Raw genomic sequence first — 23,792 nt, 5'->3', positions numbered from 1 at the left:
AGCTGAATAACAACGTGTTAACGTGATCGGGGATGAGTCAAAAAAAACAGGCGTCCCGTACAACGGAACGCCTGTTTTTATAGTTAGTTGTTGAAATAACAATTATACCAGCATAGTTACCGGGTTTTCCAGATAGCTCTTCAGCGTAGCCAGGAAACGTGCACCTACAGCACCGTCCACGCTACGGTGGTCACAGCTGAGGGTCAGTTTCATGATGTTCACCACTTTGAACTGTCCTTTCTCGGAAACTACAGTTTCTTTGATACCACCAACAGCCAGGATTGCAGAATCCGGAGGGTTGATGATAGCAGTGAATTCATCGATACCCATCATACCCAGGTTGGAGATAGTGAAGGTATTACCGGAGAAATCCTGCGGCTGCAGTTTCTTGTTTTTGGCTTTGTCATACAGTTCTTTCGCTTCACCAGCAATCTGGCTCAGGGTTTTCTGATCAGCAAAGCGGATCACCGGAACGATCAGACCATCTTCGATTGCCACAGCGGAACCGATATGTACGTGATGGTTCTGGCGGATGAAATCTCCCATCCAGCTGCTGTTCACATCAGGATGTTGACGCAGTGCCAGGGCAGAAGCCTTGATCACCATATCGTTGAAGGAGATCTTAACAGGAGACACTTCATTGATAGCTTTACGCGCTTCAATGGCTTTGTCCATATTGATATCTACTTTCAGGTAGAAGTGAGGAGCAGAGAATTTGCTTTCGCTCAGGCGTTTAGCAATTACCTTACGCATCTGGCTTAACTGAACGTCAGTGTAGCCTTCCTGGCCTGCCGGAGTGAATGCAGCAGCTTTAGCGGCTGGAGCAGCACCTGGTTTGGCTGCAGCAGGAGCTGCGGATGGAACGTAACTGTCAACATCTTTCTTCACGATCCTGCCACCGTCGCCGGAGCCGGTCACTTTGCTGATGTCGATGCCTTTTTCTTCAGCCAGTTTCTTAGCCAGCGGAGATGCTTTCACACGTCCGTCTTTGCTTTCTGAAGCTTCAGGCGTAGCTGCCGGAGCTGCAGATGCGGCCGGAGTAGCTGCAGGTGCTTCCTGTTGTGCGGCTGGTTTTGCACCACCGGCACCTTCTGCTGCCAGGATCGCATCTACGTTAGTACCTTTCTTACCTACTATCGCGATGATGCCGTTTACTTTAGCAGCGTCACCTTCTTTTACACCTACATATAACAGTTCACCGTCAGCGTAACCGATCACTTCCATGGTAGCCTTATCGGTTTCTACCTCGGCCAGTACATCGTCACTCTTCACGGTATCGCCTACTTTTTTGTTCCAGGCTACAATCTTACCTTCCGTCATGGTATCGCTTAACAGCGGCATACGGATAACGGTTGCATTTTTCAGTGCTTCTGCAGCTGCTGCACTGTCAGCGCTGCTGGCTGCCGGAGCAGGAGTAGCTGCTGGAGCTGCCTGCGCTGCAGGCTTGGCTTCCTGTGCCGCCTGGCCATTATTATTACCTCCACCGAGTAAAGACTTATAGTCTTCACCTGGTTTTCCTACAATTGCTATGATCTCATTTACTTTAGCAGCCTTACCTTTCTCGACACCAATATATAATAGAGTACCTTCCACATAGCCCATTACTTCCATGGTGGCTTTATCTGTTTCCACCTCAGCAATTACGTCGTCTGCTTTTACGGTATCTCCTACCTTTTTATGCCATTCCGCGATCACCCCTTCAGTCATTGTGTCACTCAAAAGGGGCATTCTGATAACTTCTGCCATAGTATTTTTCCAAATTTTGCCCAAACCTACAAAAGAAATGCGAATTGTGAAAGTTAGATTACAGAAGATATTTCTGTAAGCCCCTTTAAAAATCCAGTTCCATATTCAACTTATCTTTCAGTTCCTTTATCAGCGGATATTTTTCTGTCATCTTCTGGAACTGCTCACGGCTGGAAAGTGGCGCAGGGCCAATATCTACCGTTTGTTGGGTTTCATCGAGCCCTAAGGTCAGCACGATAGCCGGGTTACGGAATTTTTCCTTGAAGAACGCTGAAATAGCCAGTTTTTCTTCTTCCATAAAACGGAATTGCACAATATTCCGGCTTACGATGGTAATTTCTTCTGGCCCGGCCAGGTTAATAGTAGCCAGTTGCAGATTGCTCACAACTGTCATTTTGTTAGCCTGCCTGAAAGTATCGATGAATTCATCCCAGTATACAGAAAGTGCGCCCAGGGTCATAGGAATGGCCTGCTGTACGGTCTGCACCTGCTGTTTTGCAGCCAGCGCTTCCTTCATAGCGGCAAGTCCAGTTAGTTTAGGCTGAGGTCCTGCTGCCTGGCCTGGCCGGGATGCGGTGGCCGTTGCCGACGTTACAGTCGCTGTAACAGCTTGCACCGGAGGCGCCTGCCGCTGTACGGGCTGTGCAGGTGTTTGTTGTATATGCTGGTTCACTGCCGGAGCTGGTGTCTCAATGGTCAGTCTTGCTTCATTGGCAGCTATAGAACTGGTAGTAGCCGGCTGGCCTGCCACAGGTTTAGGCCCGGGCGCCGCCTGGATAAAGGAAGACCTCAGTTTCTGAGGCACTGCACCATCAGCTACCAGTTTTTTTTTTACTACCTCTCCGGTTTGATCATCACTGACTAAGGTAACGGCCTGCTGAAGGAAACATAGCTTGATCAGCGCCATTTCCACATGCAGCCTTTTATTGCGGGCCATCCGGTAGTTGATCTCCGTCTCATTCAGCAGGTGCAGTGCCGTGATCAGGTAAGACGGGCTTACCTTGCCGGACATCTGCTTATATCTGTCCTTGAGATTACCGGATACTTCCACCAGGTGCAGCACCTTTTCTTCCTTGCTCATCAGCAGGTTACGGAGAAACTCCGCCCAGCCGTTCAGGAAATTATCTCCTTCGAAACCTTTCTGTAAGATCTCGTCAAATATCAGCAGGGCCGTAGCTACATCCTGTTGCAGCACAGCATCCATCACTTTAAAGAAATAATCGTAATCCAGGATGTTCAGGTGCTCCAGTGTGTTCTGGTAAGTAAGATGTCCGCCGGTAAAACTGACTATCTTATCCAGCGTACTGAGTGAGTCACGCATACACCCATCCGTTTTCTGTGCTACCAGGTGCAGTGCGTCAGATTCTGCCTGGATATGCTCTTTCTGGCAGATCTCCTGCAGATGGTCTACGGTATCCTGGATAGTGATACGTTTAAAGTCGAAGATCTGACACCGGCTCAGGATAGTCGGCAGGATCTTGTGCTTTTCTGTAGTAGCCAGAATAAAGATGGCGTAAGAAGGAGGTTCTTCCAGCGTTTTCAGGAACGCATTGAATGCAGAAGAACTGAGCATGTGAACCTCATCTATGATGTAGATCTTGTATTTTCCTGCCTGAGGTGCGAAACGTACCTGTTCTACCAGCGTCCGGATATCATCTACTGAGTTGTTGGACGCAGCATCCAGTTCATGGATGTTGAAGGAACTTCCTTCATTGAAAGAGGTACAGGAATGACATTGATTACATGCTTCCCCATCAGGCTGCAGGTTCTCACAGTTGATTGTTTTGGCCAGTATACGGGCACAGGTTGTTTTACCCACACCTCTCGGACCGCAGAACAAAAAGGCGTGTGCCAGCTGATTGTTGCGGATCGCATTTTTAAGGGTGGTCGTAATATGTGATTGTCCGACTACGGTTGAAAAATTCTGTGGACGGTATTTACGGGCTGAAACGATAAAATTCTCCATATATACAACGCATTCGCGAGGGCCGAAAGTACTGAAAATTGTCCATAGTCCCTAGCCACTGTCCCATAGTTCCTGGTACCTGCCGGGATGGTAATTACTTACATATTAAGAAAAGTAGACCGTCAATGCGCAACAGACAGCTCGCTGAAGTCGAGACAACGGTAGAGGAAATCTTTTTTCATCAGCAGAATGCTGTTATTGTAATGGTCAGAAACGGCAGCGCTGATGTCGTGCATAGCTTCCAGTTCTTCCGGCAATGGCGGGTGCGCCAGCAGATAAGGATACTGGTATTGAATAAAATGCGCCACCTTTTGCTGAAGGTCAGGTTCCCACTGGTCGCTGATATGATGCTGGAACAAAAGATCCTGCAACAGCTGCTGCAGTTCTTCTGCCTCCTGCCGCAATATCTGGATGCGGTAATCTGCTTTTGCGGGAGGAATATTATTATCACTGTAAAAGATCGGAATACTTTCCATGATCATGCCGGCAATTTCATTGAGGGCAGCGGCTCTGTTCTGATGTGAAAGAATGCGTTTATACTGTTCCTGTAAATTGGTGGCAGCTTCCAGCGCATGTCGCAGCGCAAAGGTATAATGATAACGAAGGGCGAGCAGATCATGTTCCTGCAGCCAATCGCCATTCCTACCGATCTGCTGCTGTAGTTTATCCAGTATCTTCAGCGCTTCATGACTGCGGTATTGCACATTCCCGTAAGTGAACTGCGTTACCTGTATCTCTCCGCTGATGATTGCCTGTAAAGTAGCTGCGTCCTGCATATCCCGGAAATAATGGCGGATCCGTTGCCGGTGTTCACCTGCGTAAAGGGTGGAAAGGGTATATAGTGTTTGTTCTTCTTCAGAAAAAGGTTCCAGTCTGCCGGGAGGAATGTCAGAGAATGGCCTGTCGTCATAATAATTGTTATACGGAGCGGGAAAGGCATACTGCTCATGGAACGCTTCAATCTCGCGGATAAACTCTTCCGCAGGCGCCCATTGTTCCGGCTTTTCTTCCGGTGTCAATACCTGGTAGACCTGTTGGGACATATGCTCCTGTAGAGTTTCCGCATCGTGAAACAATGTCCATGCACTTTGCGTGATCGTCACACCGGGAATATTTGCCTCAAGATAACGTTGTTCGCGTTCCTCCTGTGTAGGGTGCGATGCCCAGCGGTCGCGGAACTGCACCTGGCTCCTCACAGTGGTGCCAAATTGGTCATCATTATATTGTGGCAGTTGCTGGTGGTCCAGCGGAGTACTGTGCTGCTTCGCGTGATATTTTATCAGCATGCTGTGTGCTTCATAAATATTCCGGATAAACCGCTGTTGCCGCGCCCACGTCGTTGCGCGCTGCAGCAGCTGCTGGAAACAGGCATTGCTCATTTCGGCCCGCCGCATGGCCGAGATGGCGGTCTCTGTTCCACAAATGGAAAGCGCTACCTCATCCGCATTAAATTCCATTTCACGGCTTAAGCGCATATACTGCTGGTTGATCAGTTCATGCATATTCCGGAAAAGAAAATGTAAACCTGCTGCCAGCAACACAAACAGCCTGGATAATAATGCAGCTAACAGGCCTTTGTTGGAGAGCCATATGATAGCGTTCCGCCAGCCTTTATTTTCATAAAGAATATTGTAAATGATCTTGTTGATCGTATATACGTGCAGCACCAGCTTCATACTGCGTTGGGAGAAGTGCCCGAACTCGTGTGCCAGCACCATTTTAAACTCGCTGATATTAAGGCTGTTCACCATGCCAAGCCCTATCACCAGGTTTTTATCCGCTTCACCGAAAAGCCCTGTAATACCAGGTGAGTGAAAAACTACTGCGTTGACATCCGGTACGAGATAGACTTTTTTCGGATAGGGCGCCTTGGTCTGTTGCACAAGTTTGTGTATAAAATCAAACAACACAGGTTGTTCTTTCTCCGTAACCACAGTGCGATACGGCACAGTGGTCTTATGTCTGCTAAAGAGAAATAAAGCAATAAAAACTGCCTGCAGTATACCAAGCAATAAGAGCACAGCACCAGACACCGACATGAATATGCCGGATATGCCCTGGTAAGAAGCGTACGCAATAAGCGTACTGCCGCTCCATGTAAACGCTGCCATCAGCAGCAGAGAGCATAATAATAAAATGACATAAGTGACATAAAACAACAGGACACCGCCTGTCATTCGTAGCACTTCTTGCTTAAAGTACGTACCTGACATCATATTGCGTATAATTCACAATAGTTTCGGGAGCCTCCGCATTGGCTGTTGGACATAGTATTAACTTGTTATGGTGGAGCATATCAGCTCATGATAAATATACTCCTATTTTCTATGTTGACATATAACACGAAAGGGAAATAATTTTCCATCTCACAGCTTTTAATTAAATTCGGTACATTAATGTAGCCTGTTAAAAGACCGGGTTTGGAAGAGTCAGCAGCTCTTAATTGCTTGTTAGTTTAACGCCAACTTTTTTCATCTTTTAATTGCATACGATGTATCTATCGCTTGCTTTTGGATTAATCCCATCCATTCTCTCCCTGTTCGTGATTGTTGTAAATGCCCCATCAGTAAATGCCATCACTGTTCCGGCAGTTATTAATGTCATCGTTCCATCATTTTTATTGCCTGTACTGTTATTCGCGTTGGTGCTAATTCTCCTTTATTATATCTGGTGTCTCCGGAAACAAATAATATACATAAATCGTACCGGGAAAGAAATGATGAACACCCGCCTGGATATGATCAGCAACATCAGTCAGGAAGTGCGCACGCCATTGAATGCTATCATCGGGTTTAGTGAACAGCTGTCTTATACTACGCTGGATTGCAACCAGCGGGAACTGCTGGCGTCTGTTGAAAATGCAGCCGGTATGCTGATGCAGATACAGCAGAACATCCACGAACTGGGCTGGTTACAAAAAGGACAATTGTACCTTGACACGTATCCGTTTTCGCCCTATATAATATTTGACACTGTTACTGCACAACTGTCTTGCCGCGCCCACAACAAGCACCTCCGGTTTGAAGTTACCTGCGAAGGTGAACGGCAGCTGGAAGTGACAGGCGATGGCGAACGCCTGAGCCGTATCCTTGTCTGCCTCATAGAAAATGCGATCAGATATACAGACACTGGTAGCGTACACTGCCATATGCAGCTAAAGAAACAGGTCTCGGGACACGTACAGGTAAATATACAGGTAAGGGACACTGGTAGAGGGATCTCGCCAGACCGATTGCCCTTTATATTCGAACAATATATGTATAACGGAACGCCTGTTGAGGGCGACCTGCATGGAGCCGGACTGGGGCTGGCGCTCGTCCGGGCGCTGGTGGAACTACAAAAAGGGCAGATATCTGTAGAGAGCACGCCGGGAAAAGGTAGCAGTTTTTCCTGCTCCCTCACCTACCCGGGCCTACCCGCACCGCAAACCATTGTTGTTACCCAGCAGGAGGTCGGACAGATGACCGGACAGTTCATGAAAGACCGGTACATACTGGTGGCTGATGATCAGGAAATGAACCTGGCCCTCCTGGAAAAGATCCTGACCCGCTGGCAATGCAGATTTGATAAAGCACCAGACGGGGTTGCTGCCTATGAATTATTTGTCTGCAACAATTATGATATGGTGCTGCTCGACCTTCAGATGCCCCGTATGACGGGCATGGAGGTAGTGAAAAGGATCCGGGAAGATAAAGAACCTTCCAAGGCGCAGGTCCCTGTACTGGCCCTGACTGCAGATACGACTATGCCTGGTAACCAGGCATTCATCGATGCAGGGTTTGATGATTATTTATTGAAACCCTTCCGGGAAAAAGAGATCTATGACGTCATTATCCGGCATCTCCGGCCTGTTCCCGTTAATGTTCCACGTTAGACGTAAGAGAAACAATCCTTTTAAAAGGAGATTCAGAAGAAAACTTCTTCATATCGCTTAGGGAGGAACGTCACATTTATAGCCGGTGGCGCCGCGCAGAACGATAACCCATGTTTTCATCATAAATCATCATTAACAAAACATAATAGCCCGCTTTTGGCGCGGCCGTATGTTTGTAGCTTTGGGCCACCCCGGGAATATGTTTGACAACCGATTAAAGAATAGGATGACGGTGGAATTCTTTTGTCCTGTCAAAAAGATAACGGTAAGTAATGAGCTTACGGCTGGGTTGCGTACCCAGGCTTTCAGCAATATTCAACATCTTCGGATTAAAGTCGCCTATCCATTGTAGCTCATACTGCGTATAGGGAAGTTTATGCTGTATGACCTTGGCGCCTTCTACGATCATAAAGGCATCCACTCCTTTACCCTGAAACTCAGGCACTACGCCAAATACGATTCCTGTGAATTTCTTACACTTCTTCATCAGCTTCATATACAGGAACTGTAACTTCTGGAACAGGCCGAACTTTCCATTCATATGTTTGAAGAACTGGTTTAGCTCCGGCAGGTTCAGCCAGCAGGCAACAGGTTCATTGTTGTGGTAGGCAAACCAGACGATCTTTTCATCCATCGCAGCAGACATCTGCTTGAAAATATTCAGGGCCTGCTGCTTGGTAATATCCTTACCACCTTCATGTCTGGCCCATGCCTTATTGTATACTATGCTGAAATCCTCCGCATATTTAGCCAGGTTCTTTTTATTGAGATGTTCTGCATGAAAAGCCGGATCTTTTGCGATGGCGGCATGCCGCGAAAAGAATTTTTCCTGTAGCTGCGTATCTACGCTCATGGAATAACAGATCTGACTGAAGAATGGCTGAAAACCATAGGTTTCCAGCAACTCTTTATAATAAGGCGGATTGAAGTTCATGCCATAAAGCGGCTCATAAAATCCTTCTACCAGTAGTCCCCACCAGCGGTCGCGCTCCCCGAAATTAATAGGGCCGTCCATAGCTTCCATACCCCTCTCTCTCAGCCACTCGCGGGCAGCGTCAAACAGCAGGTTGGCTGCTGCCTGATCATTGATGCAATCAAAGAAACCAACACCACCTGTCGGCTGTTTATCTCCCTTTGTCTTGTATCTTTTATTTACAAAGGCGGCAATACGCCCTATCAGTTTACCTTTATTGTCCTTAAGGATCCAGCGTATACACTCTCCCTGTCTGAACGCCTTGTTCTTTTCCGGATCAAATACCTGTTCGATATCTTTATCCAAAGGACGTATCCACTCAGGAATATGTTTATTCAGGGCCACATGTGTATCAATAAATTGCTTTGCGGTCTCTTTATTATTTACGATCACCAGTTCCATAGGGAGCGAATTTGAGGTGCAAAAATAGTGTTTAAAGTCGATAGTCGATGGGGTAGCGGAAATGGGCCCTGTAACTCCGTCATCTGTCGATAATGGTTGCTAATGCAGGTACTTTTAACATTTATTTTTCAAATGGACAATTACTTTTATAACGTGTCTGTAGCTAGATAGTGTCCCGGCCTTTCATAATCCATTTACCCACTTATGCTTAAAAAGAGAAGGTGGCTGTTGCCTGCCATTGTTATTCCTATCATTGCGATCTGTTATTTTCTGTTTTCAGGTAAAGCTGCCGACAGCAGCATTACAGCCAAAGTACGTAAAGGTAATTTCCGTGATGTTGTAGCCAGTTCGGGAGAACTGGAAGCGGAGAATACTGTGTACGTCTCTGCGCCTGCAGATCTGCAGGCCAACCAGATCTATGATGAGATCAAGATACAGGATATGGTGGCAGAGGGTTCTCATGTAAAAGAAGGCGATTACATCGCCACACTGGACCCAACGTTGGTGAATAAACGTATCAGCGATGCACAGCTATCCTTCGAGAAGTCTAATTCAACAGTCACCCAAACGGCACTGGATACAGCACTTACTTTAAGGGAGGCTCGTGATCAGATGACCAATCTTCAATTCCAGATGGAGCAGAAAAAACTGGCCCTGGAACTGAGTAAGTACGAGCCTCCCGCCACCATCCGGCAGGCGGAGATTGACCTGGAAAAGGCACAGCGTGACCTGGTTCAGATGAAAGACAACTATAAGATCAAACAGCAGCAGGCTGCCACAAAGATGATGCAGGCACGCCGTGAAGCAGAAGAGTTCAGCCGGCAGATAGCAAGACTTGAAGAACTGAAAAGCCGCTTTATTATTAAAGCCCCAAAGAACGGACTACTGGTGTATATTCATGACTGGGCCAGTGGTGGTAAAAAGAAGACCGGTTCTGTTGTCCGCTCGTGGGATCCCCGTGTAGCCATGCTTCCCGACCTCTCCACCATGTTGTCTAAAGTATATATCAATGAAGTTGACATCAGTAAAATCCACCAGGCACAGAAGGTAACCATGGGACTGGATGCGTTTCCTGAAGTGAAGATGGAAGGCATTGTAAAGACAGTGGCCAATATCGGTGAAACCCGCCCCGGCGCTACGGCAAAAGTTTTTGAAGTAAATATCAAGCTCAATAAAGTGGATTCCATTCTTAAACCCGGAATGACCACCTCCAACAATATCCTGATCAGCGAATTGCCTGGCAAGCTGATTATTCCGCTGGAAGCCGTTTTTGCCAGTGGCAAAACCAGTTATGTTTATAAAAGCAAATCAGGTAATATCTCCAAACAACAGGTAGTACTGGGCAAATCCAATGATGAAGAAGTGATCGTTGAAAAAGGGCTGGCGGAAGGAGATGTCGTGTATCTCTCTGAGCCGGCATCAGCAAAAGACATGAAAATAACGACATTAAAATAATGTAATGCTGGACCGCAATTTCAACAACTTATACATCGCCCTGGATTCCCTGGGTGCGAACCGGCTTCGTTCTTTCCTTACGGCATTGGGAATTATTTTCGGTGTAGCCGCTGTCATCGCCATGCTTGCCATCGGTAGGGGGGCACAAGCGGAGATCCTTGAGCAGATGAAGCTTGTAGGAGTAAATAATATTGTAATCAAACCCAAGGCAGAAGAGAAAAAAGAAGAAGAACAGCAAAAGGAATCAGACGAAAAATCAGCCGCTAAAACTGCTGCTGCAAAGAACCGTTTTTCCAAAGGACTAAGCCTTGCAGACGCGGAGAGCATCCGCCGCATCATTCCTACTGTGGCTGCTATCAGCCCGGAGATGATACAGGAACAGGATATCATTTATGGCAGTAAAAGCAATAAACTGAAAGTGATAGGAGTGGAACCCGCCTTCTTTGAGATCAACAACATTAAAATTGGTGCAGGCACCCTGTTCAATGAGCGACAACGTGTAGCCGGTGAAGGCGTATGTATCATCGGCAGTGATGTAAAGCGCAAATTCTTTATCTCAGAAGATCCGCTTGGAAAAACTATTAAATGCGGCACTCAGTGGCTGAAGATCATCGGCGTTACTGAAGAAAAAACGATCAGTAAAGCGACCAAAGACAACCTTGGTATCAGGGACTATAACCTGGACATCTATATACCTATTCAAACATCGCTGATCCGTTACAAGAATCCTTCCCTGTACCTGGGCGCAGGCGACAACGGAATGTTCTCCGGAAGAAGCAACGAGCCTCCTCAGAACAAGATCTTCCACCAGCTGGATGAACTGGTGATACAGGTACACTCAGCGGAATCATTGTCTGAATCAGCCACCATCATCAGCCGTATGTTGCGCCGCAGGCATAACGATGTGCTGGATTTTGAGATCACAATTCCGGAGCAACTACTCAAACAACAACAGAAGACCAAAGACGTATTCAACATTGTACTCAGCGCCATTGCAGGTATATCACTCCTCGTAGGAGGCATCGGAATCATGAACATCATGCTGGCTTCTGTATTGGAACGTACACGTGAGATTGGCATCCGTCTGGCATTGGGGGCACAGAAGAAAGACATCGTGATGCAGTTCCTGTTTGAGTCAGTCCTGATCAGTCTTACGGGAGGTGTGATTGGTGTGATCCTTGGCATTTCAGGCGCCTATCTGGTGGATAAACTGGCCGACATCCATACCATTGTTTCAGGCATTTCTATTTTCCTGTCCTTCGTGCTGGCGTCTGCCGTAGGACTCATCTTTGGTATTTCACCTGCCCGTAAGGCTGCTCATAAGAACCCGATTGAATGTTTGCGACATGACTAAAATACCTATTCTGTTTACTTTCTGCGGACTATTCACCTGTACTGTTACCTGCGCTCAGCAAACCCTGTCCTTACAGGGTGTTGTACAACAGGCGCAGCAACAATCGCCCTCTTATTATAGAGCCCGTAGCAGTGCGCTGAACAGCCTTTATGCGTTCAGATACTATGTAGCAGGTCGCCGTCCGCAATTAAGATTGCAGGCCACCAACAGCAGCAGCTTCCTGGGAAACATAGAGAGTATCCGCCAGCCGGATGGTACCTATGCCTTTAGTCGCAGCTCCTATTCATTTACCTTTACCAGCCTGATAGCCGAGCAGGTAGTACCCTTTACAGGCGGATTATTATCCGTTGCTACCAACCTGCAACGTAATGATGTATTTGATCCTACTTCAGGTATCAGCTATCTGTCCACACCATTCTCCGTCAACTACTCGCAACCTATGCTGCTGTATAATCCCTATCGCTGGGATACCCGTATACAGCCCTTACTATATGAAGAATCCAAGAAACAATACATAGAGGCACTGGAGAAGACAGGCCTGGAAGCTTCGGGGTATTTCTTTGACGCATTGATGGCGCAACAGCAGGAGCTGATCCTGCGGCAGAACGTAGCCAACACAGATACCTTATACAGGATCTCCAAAGGCCGATTTGAACTCGGAAAGATCGCAGAGAATGAGCTCTTGCAGATAGAACTGAACCTGCTCAATGCCCGCAATAACCTGGAACAGGCTACGCTGAACAAAGAGATTGCCTATCGCGAGCTGACGCAATTCCTTTCACTGCCCAAAGGCAGTACGGTGCAGGTTGCCCTGCCGGATACCGTCCCTTCACTACAGATCCCGCTCGACATAGCGCAACGGGAGGCACAGGACAACCGGCAGGCGGTGCTTTCCTTCCGCCGGCAGCGTTTGCAGGCTGAACAGGAAGTAGCTGAGGCAAGAGGCAATAACAGCTATCAGCTAAACCTCTCGGCCAACTTCGGGCAGGCCCGTCAGGGTACCAGCATTAAAAACGCATACGGTGGTGGTAATTTGCAACAAAACCAGTTATTGAGCGTAGGCATCTCCATACCGATTATTGACTGGGGAAAGGCCCGTAACAGGGTCAGACAGGCAAAAGCGAACCAGGAACTGATAGAGGTCGACATTCAGCAGCAGGAACGCAATTTTGAACAGGAGATCTATCTGCAAACGCAACAATTCAACATCCAGCAGAAGCTGCTCGAAAGTGCAGCCAAAGCAGATACCATTGCGAGGCAGCGTTATGAGATCACCAAACAGCGATATTATATCGGTAAAATATCCATCACGGACCTCAATCTGGCTCAGCAGGAAAAAGACCTGGCGAATCAGAACTACATAAATGCACTGCGTTCGTTCTGGACGTCTTTTTACACGGTAAGATTGCTCACGCTGTACGACTTTGAAAAGTCGCAGAAGATAAAATACGAGTTCGCAGAAAGATGAGTCCGGACTTGGCATTATTTTTTCTACTCGCTTGATATGAAGCGATATGCAGGTTTTACCATCGTAATTATATTCCTGATAATTTTCCTTGTAATGAGTTATTCCAGGCAGCAGAAGCGTGTGAAGCAGGTATTGTCAGAAAATGAACGGCTGATAAATGAGAACCGCGATCTGAAGCACTCGCTTGATGTCAATAGTCAGACTGCTCGGCAAATTGCGGATAGGAGTGAGGTGCGGGTGCGTTCTGAAGGGCATTTTGTTGAACGGCGCACTTATTACCGGCGCAACTGGAAGCAGTTCATTGCTGTCACCACGAGCGACTACCGGACCGGTTTCCTGGGAGGCATCAAGGATCTGCAAATTATCGTGCGGAACCAGTCCGAGTATCCGCTGGATAACGTAGTGGTGGCCGTGCAATATATGAGAGGAAATGGTGATGTCTTTAAGACGGAAGAATATACTATCAATGATGTGCCGGCGAAAGGGACGAAATCTGTACAGGCGTCTTCCAGTCGCAAGGGCCAGAAAGTCTCGTTGCGGCTGCTCAGTATTACCAGTCAGCCGATGAACTTTTGCTGGTCTGTAAACAAGCCGGCACCCCCTGGTGATCCTGATCCTTATTTGTGTACACCGCAGTGATACCTGTTATAATGGCATGTGGTTCATACGAGAACAAGCAGAGAAGATGGAGAGAAGAAGCACAGAAGAAGCAGTATAGACGGAATCAACTGCGTTTTCGGGTTTTTCTGCCATCTTGTCTGTTTTATACCTGTTTTAATATGTTTCGCCTTTTTTCGGGCCTGTTGATACCGCTGCGATGCCAGTATGGGCCTGCGGGCTGTACCCCTTTTCGAGTCTAAGTATTAAGCATTGTCAAGCGTATGGGCGTTAGTAATGCTATTTAACTCCCATCAATCGTATGGACACTCTCCAAGGGCTAATGCCCGCAGTCTCCATCTGGCTCGCAGCTGCTTTCTGGCTGCTACCTGCTTTAATATGTTTCGCCTCTTTGGACCTGTTGATACCGCTGCGATGCCAGTATGGGCCTGCGGGCTGTACCCCTTTTCGAGTCTAAGTATTAAGCATTGTCAAGCGTATGGGCGTTAGTAATGCTATTTAACTCCTATCAATCGTATGGACACTCTCCAAGGGCTAATGCCCGCAGTCTCCATCTGGCTCGCAGCTGCTTTCTGGCTGCTGCATGTTTATGTTTCTTTCTTATTGCCCCAATTGATACTCGACTTTTTCAATTCTTCCCGGTTTCTTTTCTCGTTTAAGCGATCTCATGTCTCGAGCTATTTTAATGAGAAACTTGACCAATTTGCCGCTTCGGACCTACTTATACGAACGAGATGTAACCTAAATAATACTGTCTGTCAGCTGATTACAAAGTAAGGATTTCATATAATCTTTGTAAAGCTGCTACTATAGCTTATTTCCGGATATAACCCATATATAACCCATATATAAGCCATATATGACCCATATATAATCCATATCTAAAGAGGTATGGGTTATATATGGGTTATATATGGTTCATATACGGGTTGTCGAAGAAAGCAAAGCGAGATAACATCAGGTTCAAAGACCAGGCGGAACGGTTTAAATAAGAAAAAACTTCCTTATCCGGCCGGAAGGACTTGACAGTAATAGCCTTGAGTTCTTAAGGAAGAGACAGCCGCTGGCCACTATTGAGTTTGAGATACATGATTTAAGCACGGCTAAGTCGGACCAGGGCGTCAGTGAATTGATGAATGACCGGGTCCGATAGCAATTAACCAGTTAGGCCTCACATAGAGTAAGTGAATCCTGAGTTCGACGATTTACAGGCGTCAGGCTGTTATTACTGCGGGTTAGATGGAGACTGCGGGCATTAGCCCTTGGAGAGTCTCTACACGATTGATAGGGGTTAAATAGGATTTCTAATGCTCACACGCTTGATAATGCCAAATATGTAGACTCGAAAGGGGTACAGCCCGTAGGCCCATCTAACGTAGCAGGTATGTCCCCCTTTAAATATTACAGTAATTCCCGGGCCATCTCAAGTGCATGATGCTGAACAGCGTCAGTCTGCACAGCGGCTATTAATACAGCAAGCCACATGAACTCCTGACAACACCCTGATATAAAACAGGCTGACACCCTGACGCGCGTCAGCCCGGTAGCGGATTACTTAAATTACCTTTGCCCCGATGTTAACGATTAGGAATTTGATATCACCGGTAACCATCCCTGTTAATGTTGCGGAACTGTATAACCAGGCATTCCCGCCTGAAGAAAGACGCAATCTGACAGCACAGCAGGAGTTGCTGAACAATGGTGCTCTACGACTGGCATTACTCGAAAACAGTAATGCGTTTGCAGGCTTTGTATTCTATTGGGAGCTGACAGATTTTGCGTTTATTGAACATTTCGCCATCGCACCGGAACAGCGAGGCGGTGGAATAGGCAGCGGCGTCATACGTCTGCTGGAGCAGGAACACCCACGGATGGTACTGGAGGTAGAACCGCCACATTCCGATGATGCCATCAGGCGTATCCGGTTTTATGAAGGACTTGGATTTAAGGCGTATGCATTCCCATATCTGCAGCCGCCATATCAGGCGGGAGGAACGCCGCTCCCGATGCTGTTAATGCAGAAAGGTATGCCCCCGGAGGAACATACCTTTACAAAAATCAATAGTGAAATCTATCGTGAGGTTTATGGCTGCCTGTAATTTATCAGTTGCCGCCTCTGTTAGCCCGCTCACCGCGTGAAGGCGCTGCTGAACGCTCAGGAGCTTGTGGCCTTGACTGCTGCACTGGCATCTGAGGACGAGCCTGCGGTTGCATTTGCTGGCGGGGTTGAGGCATCTGCTGACGAGGCTGAGGCATCTGACGTGGCTGTTCCTGCGGCTGCGGACGTTGCATCTGCGGTTGAGCCGGTCTTACAGTAGGTCCCGGGGCCGGAGTCGGCGTCATAGGACGGGACTCTGGTCTTTCGAAACGCTCGGGCCTTGGACTGTAGTTAGGCGCCGGGCTGGCAGATGGAGCAGGCGCTGGCCTGGTTTCAGGTGCAGATGGTCTGCCAGGACGATTGTTCCTGTCAAATTCCGGCCGCATCGGACGGCTTTCAATTGTTCTGCCGGGAGCATTGTTGTCAGGCACATCCGGACGGTTAATATTATTCCTGTCTATTGTTCTGTTAGGCTGATTGTAATCAGGACGACCATCATTGTTCCTGTCCGGAATGTTGTCCGGACGGCCGTCATTATTCCTGTCTACACGCACTGTTCTTCCGGGCGTAGATGGCCTGTCAAAGTTATTTCTGTCGTTATTATCACGACCATTATTGGTGAACGAACCGGAACGGCTGGCCTGACGCAATGCAGCCGGCTGCGGACGGTACATCCTTACCTCACCGCGATCTACAGTAGCACGGCCGGGGCGGTTGTCGCTTACTATACGTGCCGGACGGATCTCGCTACGGGTGTAACGTTCAACGTCACGGGTGGCAGGACCACGATAGTATGTCCGGTTGTTGATAATGGTAGTATTGTTGATGATGGTGGTATTGTTATAAACGTTTACACGTCTGCCTCTATCCACATAATACCTGTGCACATAAGGGCTGGTGATGTACTGACAAGGTACGAACGACCAATATCCCACAGGAATATTAAAGTTTACACCTATTGTCATACCGGGACCTAAAGGCGCCCATCCGTAGTAATCAGGACTATTTCTCCAGCTTACCCATGCCGGTCCCCATTCAGTACCTGGTACCCACATCCAGCCATAGGCATTATCGAAGGCCCAGCGTCCGTAGTGAAAGGGAGCCCAGCCCCAGTCATAGTCAGACATCCAGGTCCAGCCGTAATCTGTATATACCCAGTGCCCCGCGGTAGAGTAGGGCATGAAGTCGGGTCCTGCGTTAGGTATCCATACCTGTCCGTAGCTGCCATAGGTCGTCCAGCGGCCATAGGGGCTCAGGGCATCATAGAAGCCTGATATAGAAACCTGTACCTGCTGTGGTGGCATTGTGGTAGCGCAGGAAACGCCTGTCACAGCCATCGAAACGGCAATTACAGAGAGAGTAATATATTGTTTTATGTTTTTCATATCTGATTGTTTTAAAAAGGGTGTGGCAACTTATAATTTATCCCAAAACAAGAGCTGTATAGCGATTTAGTTCTACACGAAGGCTATAAATTTTAATTGTGAACGAATGCGTGGTATATTAACAGTTGATCAATTGTTAAGGCTGAAAGCTGGCCTGAGCATCTCTTTAAGTTGATGGAACGGTGTCAGTTTGATAGCTTGACTGAAATAAATCAATATCTGTGCCTGAATCTTTAAATCCTTTACCATAGCTGGTTTGCTCAGTTTGGTAGGGCGGTTTTTTAGCAAAATCTTCACAAAAACCGTTAAAAAAATGTTAGACAGAAGAGAGGCTGAAAGGCAGCAGTACTAACGGTTGACGAGTATTTCTAATATCAGGAATCGCTTATAATAAAAAAAGATTATCTATTGAGATCAGGGTCACTTGTATAAGCTAAAAACCCTATCTTGCATCTCGCATTCTTCGCCTGATACATTAAGAACTAATTGACTTACAATTGATAATTAAGTTCGATGGGCAATCGTCCATGGGATGCTTTACTATTTTTTGAATTTAGCCTATTAACAATTACCTTTGCGCCAAATTTAATAAACCGCTCATTTTTAGCATTTATAAACCTCTTAAAAATATGCCTAACACAGGTAAGATCAAGCAAATTATCGGTCCCGTGGTTGACGTCCACTTTGATGGAAAGTTGCCCGAAATCTACAACGCACTGGAAATTACCCGCGAAAATGGTCAGAAGGTAGTGCTGGAAGTACAGCAGCATCTTGGTGAAGATAGCGTTCGTTGCGTAGCAATGGACTCTACAGACGGTTTTGTGAGGGGTATGGCTGTTATCGACAAGGGTACTCCCATTAAAATGCCAGTGGGCGATGGCATCAAAGGCCGCTTGTTCAACGTGGTAGGTGAGGCTATTGATGGCTTGGGTGATGTTGACAGCAGCAATGGTTATCCTATTCACCGTAAGCCGCCTAAATTCGAAGATCTGGCAACAGATACTGAAGTACTGTTTACCGGTATCAAAGTGATCGACCTGATCGAGCCTTATGCAAAAGGTGGTAAAATTGGTTTGTTCGGTGGTGCTGGTGTGGGTAAAACCGTACTGATCCAGGAACTGATCAACAACATCGCGAAAGGTTACGAAGGTTTGTCCGTATTCGCAGGTGTGGGTGAGCGTACACGTGAAGGTAATGACCTGATGCGTGAAATGATCGAAGCAGGTATCGTAAAATATGGCGGTAAATTCCTGGAGTCCATGGAACATGGCGGATGGGATCTTAGCGCAGTAGACAAAGAAGAACTGAAGAAATCACAGGCTACCTTCATCTTCGGTCAGATGAACGAACCACCAGGAGCCCGTGCACGTGTGGCATTATCCGGTCTGACAATGGCAGAGTATTTCCGTGATGGAGATGGTACTGCAGGTGGTGGTAAGGATATTCTTTTCTTCGTTGACAACATCTTCCGTTTTACCCAGGCAGGTTCTGAAGTATCCGCACTGTTAGGCCGTATGCCTTCTGCGGTGGGTTATCAGCCTACACTGGCAACTGAAATGGGTCTGATGCAGGAGCGTATCACTTCTACCAAGAATGGTTCCATCACTTCCGTACAGGCGGTTTATGTACCTGCGGATGACTTGACTGACCCTGCTCCGGCTACAACTTTCGCCCACCTGGATGCTACTACCGTACTGGATCGTAAGATCTCCGACTTAGGTATCTATCCTGCTGTGAGCCCGCTGGATTCAACTTCCCGTATCCTTTCTCCATCTATCGTAGGTGAAGCACACTACAACTGTGCGCAGAGAGTGAAAATGATCCTCCAGCGTTATAAAGAGCTGCAGGACATCATCGCGATCCTGGGTATGGATGAATTGAGTGATGAAGATAAACTGACAGTATCCCGTGCACGTCGTGTACAGCGTTTCCTGTCTCAGCCTTTCCACGTAGCAGAACAGTTTACTGGTCTGAAAGGTGTACTGGTACCGATCGAAGAAACAATCCGTGGTTTCAACATGATCATGGATGGTGAAGTAGATGAGTATCCTGAAGCAGCATTCAACCTGGTAGGTAATATCGACGCAGCTATCGAGAAAGGTAAGAAACTGCTGGAAGCGGCTAAAAACTAATATTTTCACCCTTAACTTTTAATATGTTATTAGAAGTATTAACACCTGAAAGAAAACTGTATTCCGGCGAAGTGTATGGTGTACAGCTGCCAGGCATAGACGGTCTCTTTGAAGTGCTGGACAGGCACGCTCCGTTGATCGCTGCCCTGGGTAAAGGCAGGATGAAGGTGCTGAAAGATAAGTCACAGAGCGAATTCTATAACATAGAAGGAGGTTTTGTGGAAGTATACAGAAATAAAGCTACTGTGCTTGTAGAAGGTGCAGAAGTGAAGTAAATAGTTGAATTGATCAGACATTAAAGATCAGGAATTAACGCAGGTAACATTGACGATAATTCCTGGTCACTGATCAGAAAGAAATAGGCCGGGTAGGATTACCCGGCCTTTCTTTTTGTCCTAACTATTCCAATCTAATTAATAAATAACCCTGTTAAAAAGAGCGCAGTAAGATTACTGGCCAGGGCGTTGCACAAATCAGGTCCAGGCTGCGCAGAAAACGAGTCCTGCAGCGGCACTAGGGCCTGTTCCTATGAAAATGAATATTTTATGTCTCTTGAATGATTTTATTGCTTAAACCGTTTAAAACAAAGTTTGTAACCCATTAAAAAAAGGGTCTCAATTACTTATGTCAATTGTTCAGTTTTTTATTATAAATCCAGGAAGGTGTAAACGTGTTCTGGTTTGTCCTTCATAGGTATTATATTCGTTTCGGTATAATTAGTTCCCTTCCCTTCGGTGTCCTATAGCAGGTTTACAAACAATAGAATGCTCTGACTACATTACTTTTTTGCCTAAGCAAGATATTTGATTTTTTTTAAATATCCTCGTGCGAAACAGGGCCTGGAGACAATGGTAATGTTCCCAACGACGTTAGTCATTGGGCTTCAAAGTGTAGGCATATAATAATTTTTATAAAATTTTTTCCACAAGTGGTATTACAGCTGGCTTGCCGGCATACGGAGGGGTATACACGTCGTTAATTCAACAGAGGATCTATCGGGAAGTTGGCCATGATGGCAAAGTTGCTGCCCAGGTTCTTCAATGCCTGCGGCCATATATTCTGTTCTTTCTCCTCAAATACAAGCGGTACGTTGCTCTCTGACAGGATCCATGACTTTTCATTGAGCTCATTTTCAAGCTGTCCGCCACTCCAACCCGAATAACCAATAAAGAATTTGATTTTGTTGAGATCTAAACGGCCACTGTTGATCAACGATACCACCTGATCGAACTCCCCGCCCCAATATACACCCTGCTGGATCTCAAAGCCGCCATTGATCAACTCCGGCTGCTGGTGTATAAAATGGATGGTATCTATCTGTACCGGACCTCCGTAGTAGATCTTGATATCATTTACAAGCACTTCAGGCACAAGGTCACTTAAATGCTGGTCAAACACTTTGTTGATCACAAAACCAAAACTTCCTTTGTTCTCCTGATGTTCACACAATAAAACTACGGTGCGCGCAAAGTTCTGATCTTTTAGGAAAGGGTCAGCTATCAGCAGCATTCCAGGCGATAAAGAAACCATAACACAAACAATTTTATCACTAACCAAATTTAACTAATTGAAAGCAAGTATAATAGTATTTATTCCAGATTTACTTGCCAGAATCATGTATTATTTCAGGGACAGCGAAAAGTTCGGTTTCCGTGGGAAAGTGTCGTAGGTACGCTCGCGGCGTAGATAAGCTCAGCTAAGAGCGTCCCTGTATGTAGCGCGGTATGCAGCCCCGGGATGACAATGAGTGCAACCTCTGGTAAAAGTAAAAGGAGGCTAGAAAGCCTCCTTACCATTTTATCAACCAAAATCTAAATCGCTTATGGAAACGAATCCATGTCGATGTATGTAGAAATTTAAAATTGCTAGTTTGTATAACCAGTACATCAAATTTAGTACCAGTTTGATAAAGCAAATGTACAGAAGATTAGGGAATAACAAGTATTATTTCCCAGTTAAAATTACGTTAAAGTGATATTTTATTGCTAAAGTGAATACAGTTAAAGGTTTAGAGGGATTAATTTTGTATTAACGTTGCTATAGCAAATAATGATTTTTAACAATTCCGGTGCTGGTACCCTCGTTGTTTGTGAGTATCTTGTGCGCCTTACTATCGAAGTAGCATGGTACCATTGAAGAAAGTATTTCCCATTATTGTGGTGTTAATTACCCTGTCACTACTGGGAATCATCTGGATACAGGTGAATTGGATCTATAACGCGTCTATTGTGCGCCGCGAGCAGATGGAACAGAAAGCTGTGGGCGTAATGAACAATGTGCGCGAACAAATGCTCGCCCGTAAAGCGCCTCCTATGCGTTTTAAAGTGGACGGGTCGAATATCAGGCCGGCCGATAAAGGTCTGGCTATTGATAAGTATGAAATTACCACTACTATCGATCTGAATGTCAATGTCAGCGACCGCTTTACCATCGATGAAGTACAGAAACTGATAGCTACCGGGCTTCGCAATGAACACCTGGATACTACCTTTGAATTCGCTATTCTGGGCAAAGGCCATTTTGGCAACAGCAACGGCGTAAAAATGCAATCTCCCGGCTTTACACAAATGGTGGAGAGCGCCGGAAGGGATAGTATGGATTACCTGTTCCAATACATTCCCCTGCTGAATAGTTTTGAATATGCTACCGGTGAAACAGAAACATTGCTGGTAGTACAACCCAAGAATAATCTCCTGTTGTTATTATCGCTCGGCAGGATGATGGCCGGAGGCCTTTTGTTCACTGCGGTTATCATCACAGCGTTCATCCTCACCATCCGTACCATGCTGAATCAGAAGAAGATCTCCGAGATTAAATCTGACTTCATCAATAACATGACACATGAGCTGAAAACACCATTGGCAACGATCTCGCTTGCTATCGATGCGATCGGCAACGAGAAGGTTATGGACAACAAAGAAAAGATCCGCTACTTCTCAGGTATCATCAAAGAAGAGAACAAACGGATGAATAAGCAGGTAGAAAGCATTCTTCAATCAGCATTGCTGGAGAAGAATGAAATTGCTTTAAAATTGCAGGTTACTGATGTACATGAGGTGATCTCTCATACAGTGGAAAATCTGCAGCTGCAGCTGGCTTCCAAGCAGGGACAGGTAGAGCTTCGTCTTGATGCCATCAACCCGATTATCATGGCCGACGATGTACATTTCTCCAACGTTATATTCAACCTCCTCGATAATGCCATCAAGTATTCCAAAGAACACCTGGAAGTGGTGATCTCTACATATAACACGCGCAAAAGTCTTGTTATCACCATTGCCGACAACGGTATTGGTATGAGTCGTGATACGATTTCCCGTATCTTTGAAAAGTTCTATCGTGCACATACAGGCAATGTGCACAATGTGAAAGGGTTCGGATTAGGATTAAGTTATGTGAAAGCTATCGTAGATGCCCATAAGGGTAAGATCAAAGTAGAAAGTGCTGTAGGTAAGGGTAGCAAGTTTACAATGGAATTTCCGCAGGAATAAAAATAACTGACGTAGCTATGGCATTAATTGAAAAAGAATTAGCGCATTTCAGGCATCCTATTGCTGTTCCCGGTATGGGAGTGGCCATGCAGGAAAAGCTGAAGGAGACACGTGTATTGGTAGTTGGCGCCGGCGGACTGGGATCACCGGTGATTCAGTATCTGAGCGCCAGTGGTGTTGGTGTGATTGGTATTGCCGATTATGGTGTGATCAATGATGAAGATATGCACAGGCAGCCGCTCTACCTGATGCAGGATATACGCAAACATAAAGCAAAGATGGCCGCCAGCCGTTTGTGGGCCAGTAATCCTTTTACAAAACATTATCCGTTACTGTTACAGGTAAAACCGGACAACATAAAACAATTGCTGCAGGGCATGGACCTTGTTATTGATTGTTCCCAGCATGCTGCCACACACCTTGTGATCAATGATGCATGTATGTCTGAAGGAAAACCTTTTGTGATCGGGGAAGTGCATAACTGGGTATCCTGGTGGGCCGGTTTTAATATCGCACCTGTCAGTGGAGATGCTGCAGCATCCTATCGCTGCGCGCTGGAGCTGATAGATGATCACCGTAATTTTGATGCCGGCGCTATCGGTGTAACACATGGCGCTACCGGTATGATGATGGTGAATGAAGTGCTGAAATTCATTGCCGGCGTGCCCGACGGTCTGGCAAATAAGTTCTACAGTATGAACTTCCTGCACAATACCTATGAAGTAAGTACGCTTACTCCTAATGCTGCTATACTGGCAGATACAAGGGGCAAAGGTGTGCTGACCGCGGAGGACTACGGCCTGGAGATCGTTCCTGACATTGAAGATTAA

The 23,792-nt window shown here is 46.4% G+C and carries 16 protein-coding genes; 10 read left to right on the top strand and 6 right to left on the bottom strand.

Going from position 1 to position 23,792, the window contains the following annotated elements; translation table 11 throughout:
* Window positions 1–102: 102 nt before the first annotated feature.
* The 3 genes from L3C95_RS14280 to L3C95_RS14270 form a co-directional block, all read right to left on the bottom strand.
* Window positions 103–1,746, bottom strand: a complete 1,644-nt coding sequence (locus tag L3C95_RS14280) for a pyruvate dehydrogenase complex dihydrolipoamide acetyltransferase (protein WP_236388610.1) — start codon at window positions 1,744–1,746, stop codon at window positions 103–105.
* Between the two features lie 85 nt (window positions 1,747–1,831).
* A complete protein-coding gene (locus L3C95_RS14275) occupies window positions 1,832–3,712 on the bottom strand; it encodes a DNA polymerase III subunit gamma/tau (RefSeq protein ID WP_236388609.1) in 1,881 nt (626 codons plus the stop codon).
* A gap of 122 nt (window positions 3,713–3,834) precedes the next feature.
* The gene (locus L3C95_RS14270) at window positions 3,835–5,928 is read right to left on the bottom strand and encodes a M48 family metallopeptidase (protein ID WP_236388608.1); all 2,094 of its coding nucleotides are present in this window, start codon (window positions 5,926–5,928) and stop codon (window positions 3,835–3,837) included.
* A gap of 500 nt (window positions 5,929–6,428) precedes the next feature.
* Here L3C95_RS14270 and L3C95_RS14265 point away from each other — a divergent pair, with 500 nt between their 5' ends.
* The gene (locus L3C95_RS14265; RefSeq protein WP_236388607.1) at window positions 6,429–7,586 is read left to right on the top strand and encodes a response regulator; all 1,158 of its coding nucleotides are present in this window, start codon (window positions 6,429–6,431) and stop codon (window positions 7,584–7,586) included.
* Window positions 7,587–7,800: 214 nt separating this feature from the next.
* Here L3C95_RS14265 and L3C95_RS14260 read toward each other — a convergent pair whose 3' ends face one another.
* A complete protein-coding gene (locus L3C95_RS14260) occupies window positions 7,801–8,961 on the bottom strand; it encodes a hypothetical protein (RefSeq protein WP_236388605.1) in 1,161 nt (386 codons plus the stop codon).
* Between the two features lie 204 nt (window positions 8,962–9,165).
* Here L3C95_RS14260 and L3C95_RS14255 point away from each other — a divergent pair, with 204 nt between their 5' ends.
* The 5 genes from L3C95_RS14255 to L3C95_RS14235 all read left to right on the top strand — a co-directional run bounded on the left by L3C95_RS14255 (window position 9,166) and on the right by L3C95_RS14235 (window position 15,955).
* Window positions 9,166–10,416: an efflux RND transporter periplasmic adaptor subunit gene (locus L3C95_RS14255; protein WP_236388603.1), complete on the top strand. Its 1,251-nt coding sequence runs from the start codon at window positions 9,166–9,168 to the stop codon at window positions 10,414–10,416.
* A 4-nt stretch (window positions 10,417–10,420) separates the two neighbouring features.
* Entirely contained in the window at window positions 10,421–11,770 is a 1,350-nt protein-coding gene (locus L3C95_RS14250; protein ID WP_236388601.1) for an ABC transporter permease, read from the top strand.
* Window positions 11,763–13,238, top strand: a complete 1,476-nt coding sequence (locus L3C95_RS14245; RefSeq protein ID WP_236388600.1) for a TolC family protein — start codon at window positions 11,763–11,765, stop codon at window positions 13,236–13,238. The genes L3C95_RS14250 and L3C95_RS14245 overlap by 8 nt, the downstream gene beginning before the upstream one ends.
* A 36-nt stretch (window positions 13,239–13,274) precedes the next feature.
* Entirely contained in the window at window positions 13,275–13,877 is a 603-nt protein-coding gene (locus L3C95_RS14240) for a hypothetical protein (RefSeq protein WP_236388599.1), read from the top strand.
* Between the two features lie 1,571 nt (window positions 13,878–15,448).
* Entirely contained in the window at window positions 15,449–15,955 is a 507-nt protein-coding gene (locus tag L3C95_RS14235; RefSeq protein ID WP_236388598.1) for a GNAT family N-acetyltransferase, read from the top strand.
* 4 nt (window positions 15,956–15,959) lie between these two features.
* On the opposite strand, the gene L3C95_RS14230 is transcribed toward L3C95_RS14235, so the two are convergent.
* Entirely contained in the window at window positions 15,960–17,339 is a 1,380-nt protein-coding gene (locus L3C95_RS14230; protein ID WP_236388597.1) for a DUF6600 domain-containing protein, read from the bottom strand.
* A gap of 629 nt (window positions 17,340–17,968) precedes the next feature.
* Between L3C95_RS14230 and atpD the strand changes: the two genes are divergently transcribed.
* Complete coding sequence (gene atpD / locus L3C95_RS14225) at window positions 17,969–19,471, top strand: F0F1 ATP synthase subunit beta (protein ID WP_236388596.1); 1,503 nt, start codon at window positions 17,969–17,971, stop codon at window positions 19,469–19,471.
* Window positions 19,472–19,494: 23 nt separating this feature from the next.
* Entirely contained in the window at window positions 19,495–19,746 is a 252-nt protein-coding gene (atpC, locus tag L3C95_RS14220; RefSeq protein ID WP_110056069.1) for an ATP synthase F1 subunit epsilon, read from the top strand.
* A 700-nt stretch (window positions 19,747–20,446) separates the two neighbouring features.
* On the opposite strand, the gene L3C95_RS14215 is transcribed toward atpC, so the two are convergent.
* On the bottom strand, window positions 20,447–21,001 hold the full coding sequence (locus tag L3C95_RS14215) for a YqgE/AlgH family protein (protein WP_236388595.1): 555 nt from the start codon (window positions 20,999–21,001) through the stop codon (window positions 20,447–20,449).
* A gap of 593 nt (window positions 21,002–21,594) precedes the next feature.
* On the opposite strand from L3C95_RS14215, the gene L3C95_RS14210 reads away from it, so the two are divergent.
* Entirely contained in the window at window positions 21,595–22,962 is a 1,368-nt protein-coding gene (locus tag L3C95_RS14210) for a sensor histidine kinase (protein ID WP_236388594.1), read from the top strand.
* Window positions 22,963–22,979: 17 nt separating this feature from the next.
* Window positions 22,980–23,792, top strand: a complete 813-nt coding sequence (locus tag L3C95_RS14205; protein WP_236388593.1) for a HesA/MoeB/ThiF family protein — start codon at window positions 22,980–22,982, stop codon at window positions 23,790–23,792.

Source organism: Chitinophaga filiformis, from assembly GCF_021646545.1.
Lineage (GTDB): Bacteria > Bacteroidota > Bacteroidia > Chitinophagales > Chitinophagaceae > Chitinophaga > Chitinophaga filiformis_A.
The sequence above is the reverse complement of the archived record's forward strand: the minus strand, read 5'-3'. Positions and strand labels throughout refer to the sequence as shown.

Coding starts and splice junctions, on each gene's coding strand:
- L3C95_RS14240 (WP_236388599.1), top strand. CDS start 13,275: ATGAAGCGATATGCAGGTTTTACCATCGTAATTATATTCCTGATAATT.
- L3C95_RS14250 (WP_236388601.1), top strand. CDS start 10,421: ATGCTGGACCGCAATTTCAACAACTTATACATCGCCCTGGATTCCCTG.
- L3C95_RS14245 (WP_236388600.1), top strand. CDS start 11,763: ATGACTAAAATACCTATTCTGTTTACTTTCTGCGGACTATTCACCTGT.
- L3C95_RS14260 (WP_236388605.1), bottom strand. CDS start 8,961: ATGGAACTGGTGATCGTAAATAATAAAGAGACCGCAAAGCAATTTATT.
- L3C95_RS14280 (WP_236388610.1), bottom strand. CDS start 1,746: ATGGCAGAAGTTATCAGAATGCCCCTTTTGAGTGACACAATGACTGAA.
- atpD (WP_236388596.1), top strand. CDS start 17,969: ATGCCTAACACAGGTAAGATCAAGCAAATTATCGGTCCCGTGGTTGAC.
- L3C95_RS14275 (WP_236388609.1), bottom strand. CDS start 3,712: ATGGAGAATTTTATCGTTTCAGCCCGTAAATACCGTCCACAGAATTTT.
- L3C95_RS14210 (WP_236388594.1), top strand. CDS start 21,595: ATGGTACCATTGAAGAAAGTATTTCCCATTATTGTGGTGTTAATTACC.
- L3C95_RS14265 (WP_236388607.1), top strand. CDS start 6,429: ATGATGAACACCCGCCTGGATATGATCAGCAACATCAGTCAGGAAGTG.
- L3C95_RS14270 (WP_236388608.1), bottom strand. CDS start 5,928: ATGATGTCAGGTACGTACTTTAAGCAAGAAGTGCTACGAATGACAGGC.
- L3C95_RS14205 (WP_236388593.1), top strand. CDS start 22,980: ATGGCATTAATTGAAAAAGAATTAGCGCATTTCAGGCATCCTATTGCT.
- L3C95_RS14230 (WP_236388597.1), bottom strand. CDS start 17,339: ATGAAAAACATAAAACAATATATTACTCTCTCTGTAATTGCCGTTTCG.
- L3C95_RS14255 (WP_236388603.1), top strand. CDS start 9,166: ATGCTTAAAAAGAGAAGGTGGCTGTTGCCTGCCATTGTTATTCCTATC.
- atpC (WP_110056069.1), top strand. CDS start 19,495: ATGTTATTAGAAGTATTAACACCTGAAAGAAAACTGTATTCCGGCGAA.
- L3C95_RS14215 (WP_236388595.1), bottom strand. CDS start 21,001: ATGGTTTCTTTATCGCCTGGAATGCTGCTGATAGCTGACCCTTTCCTA.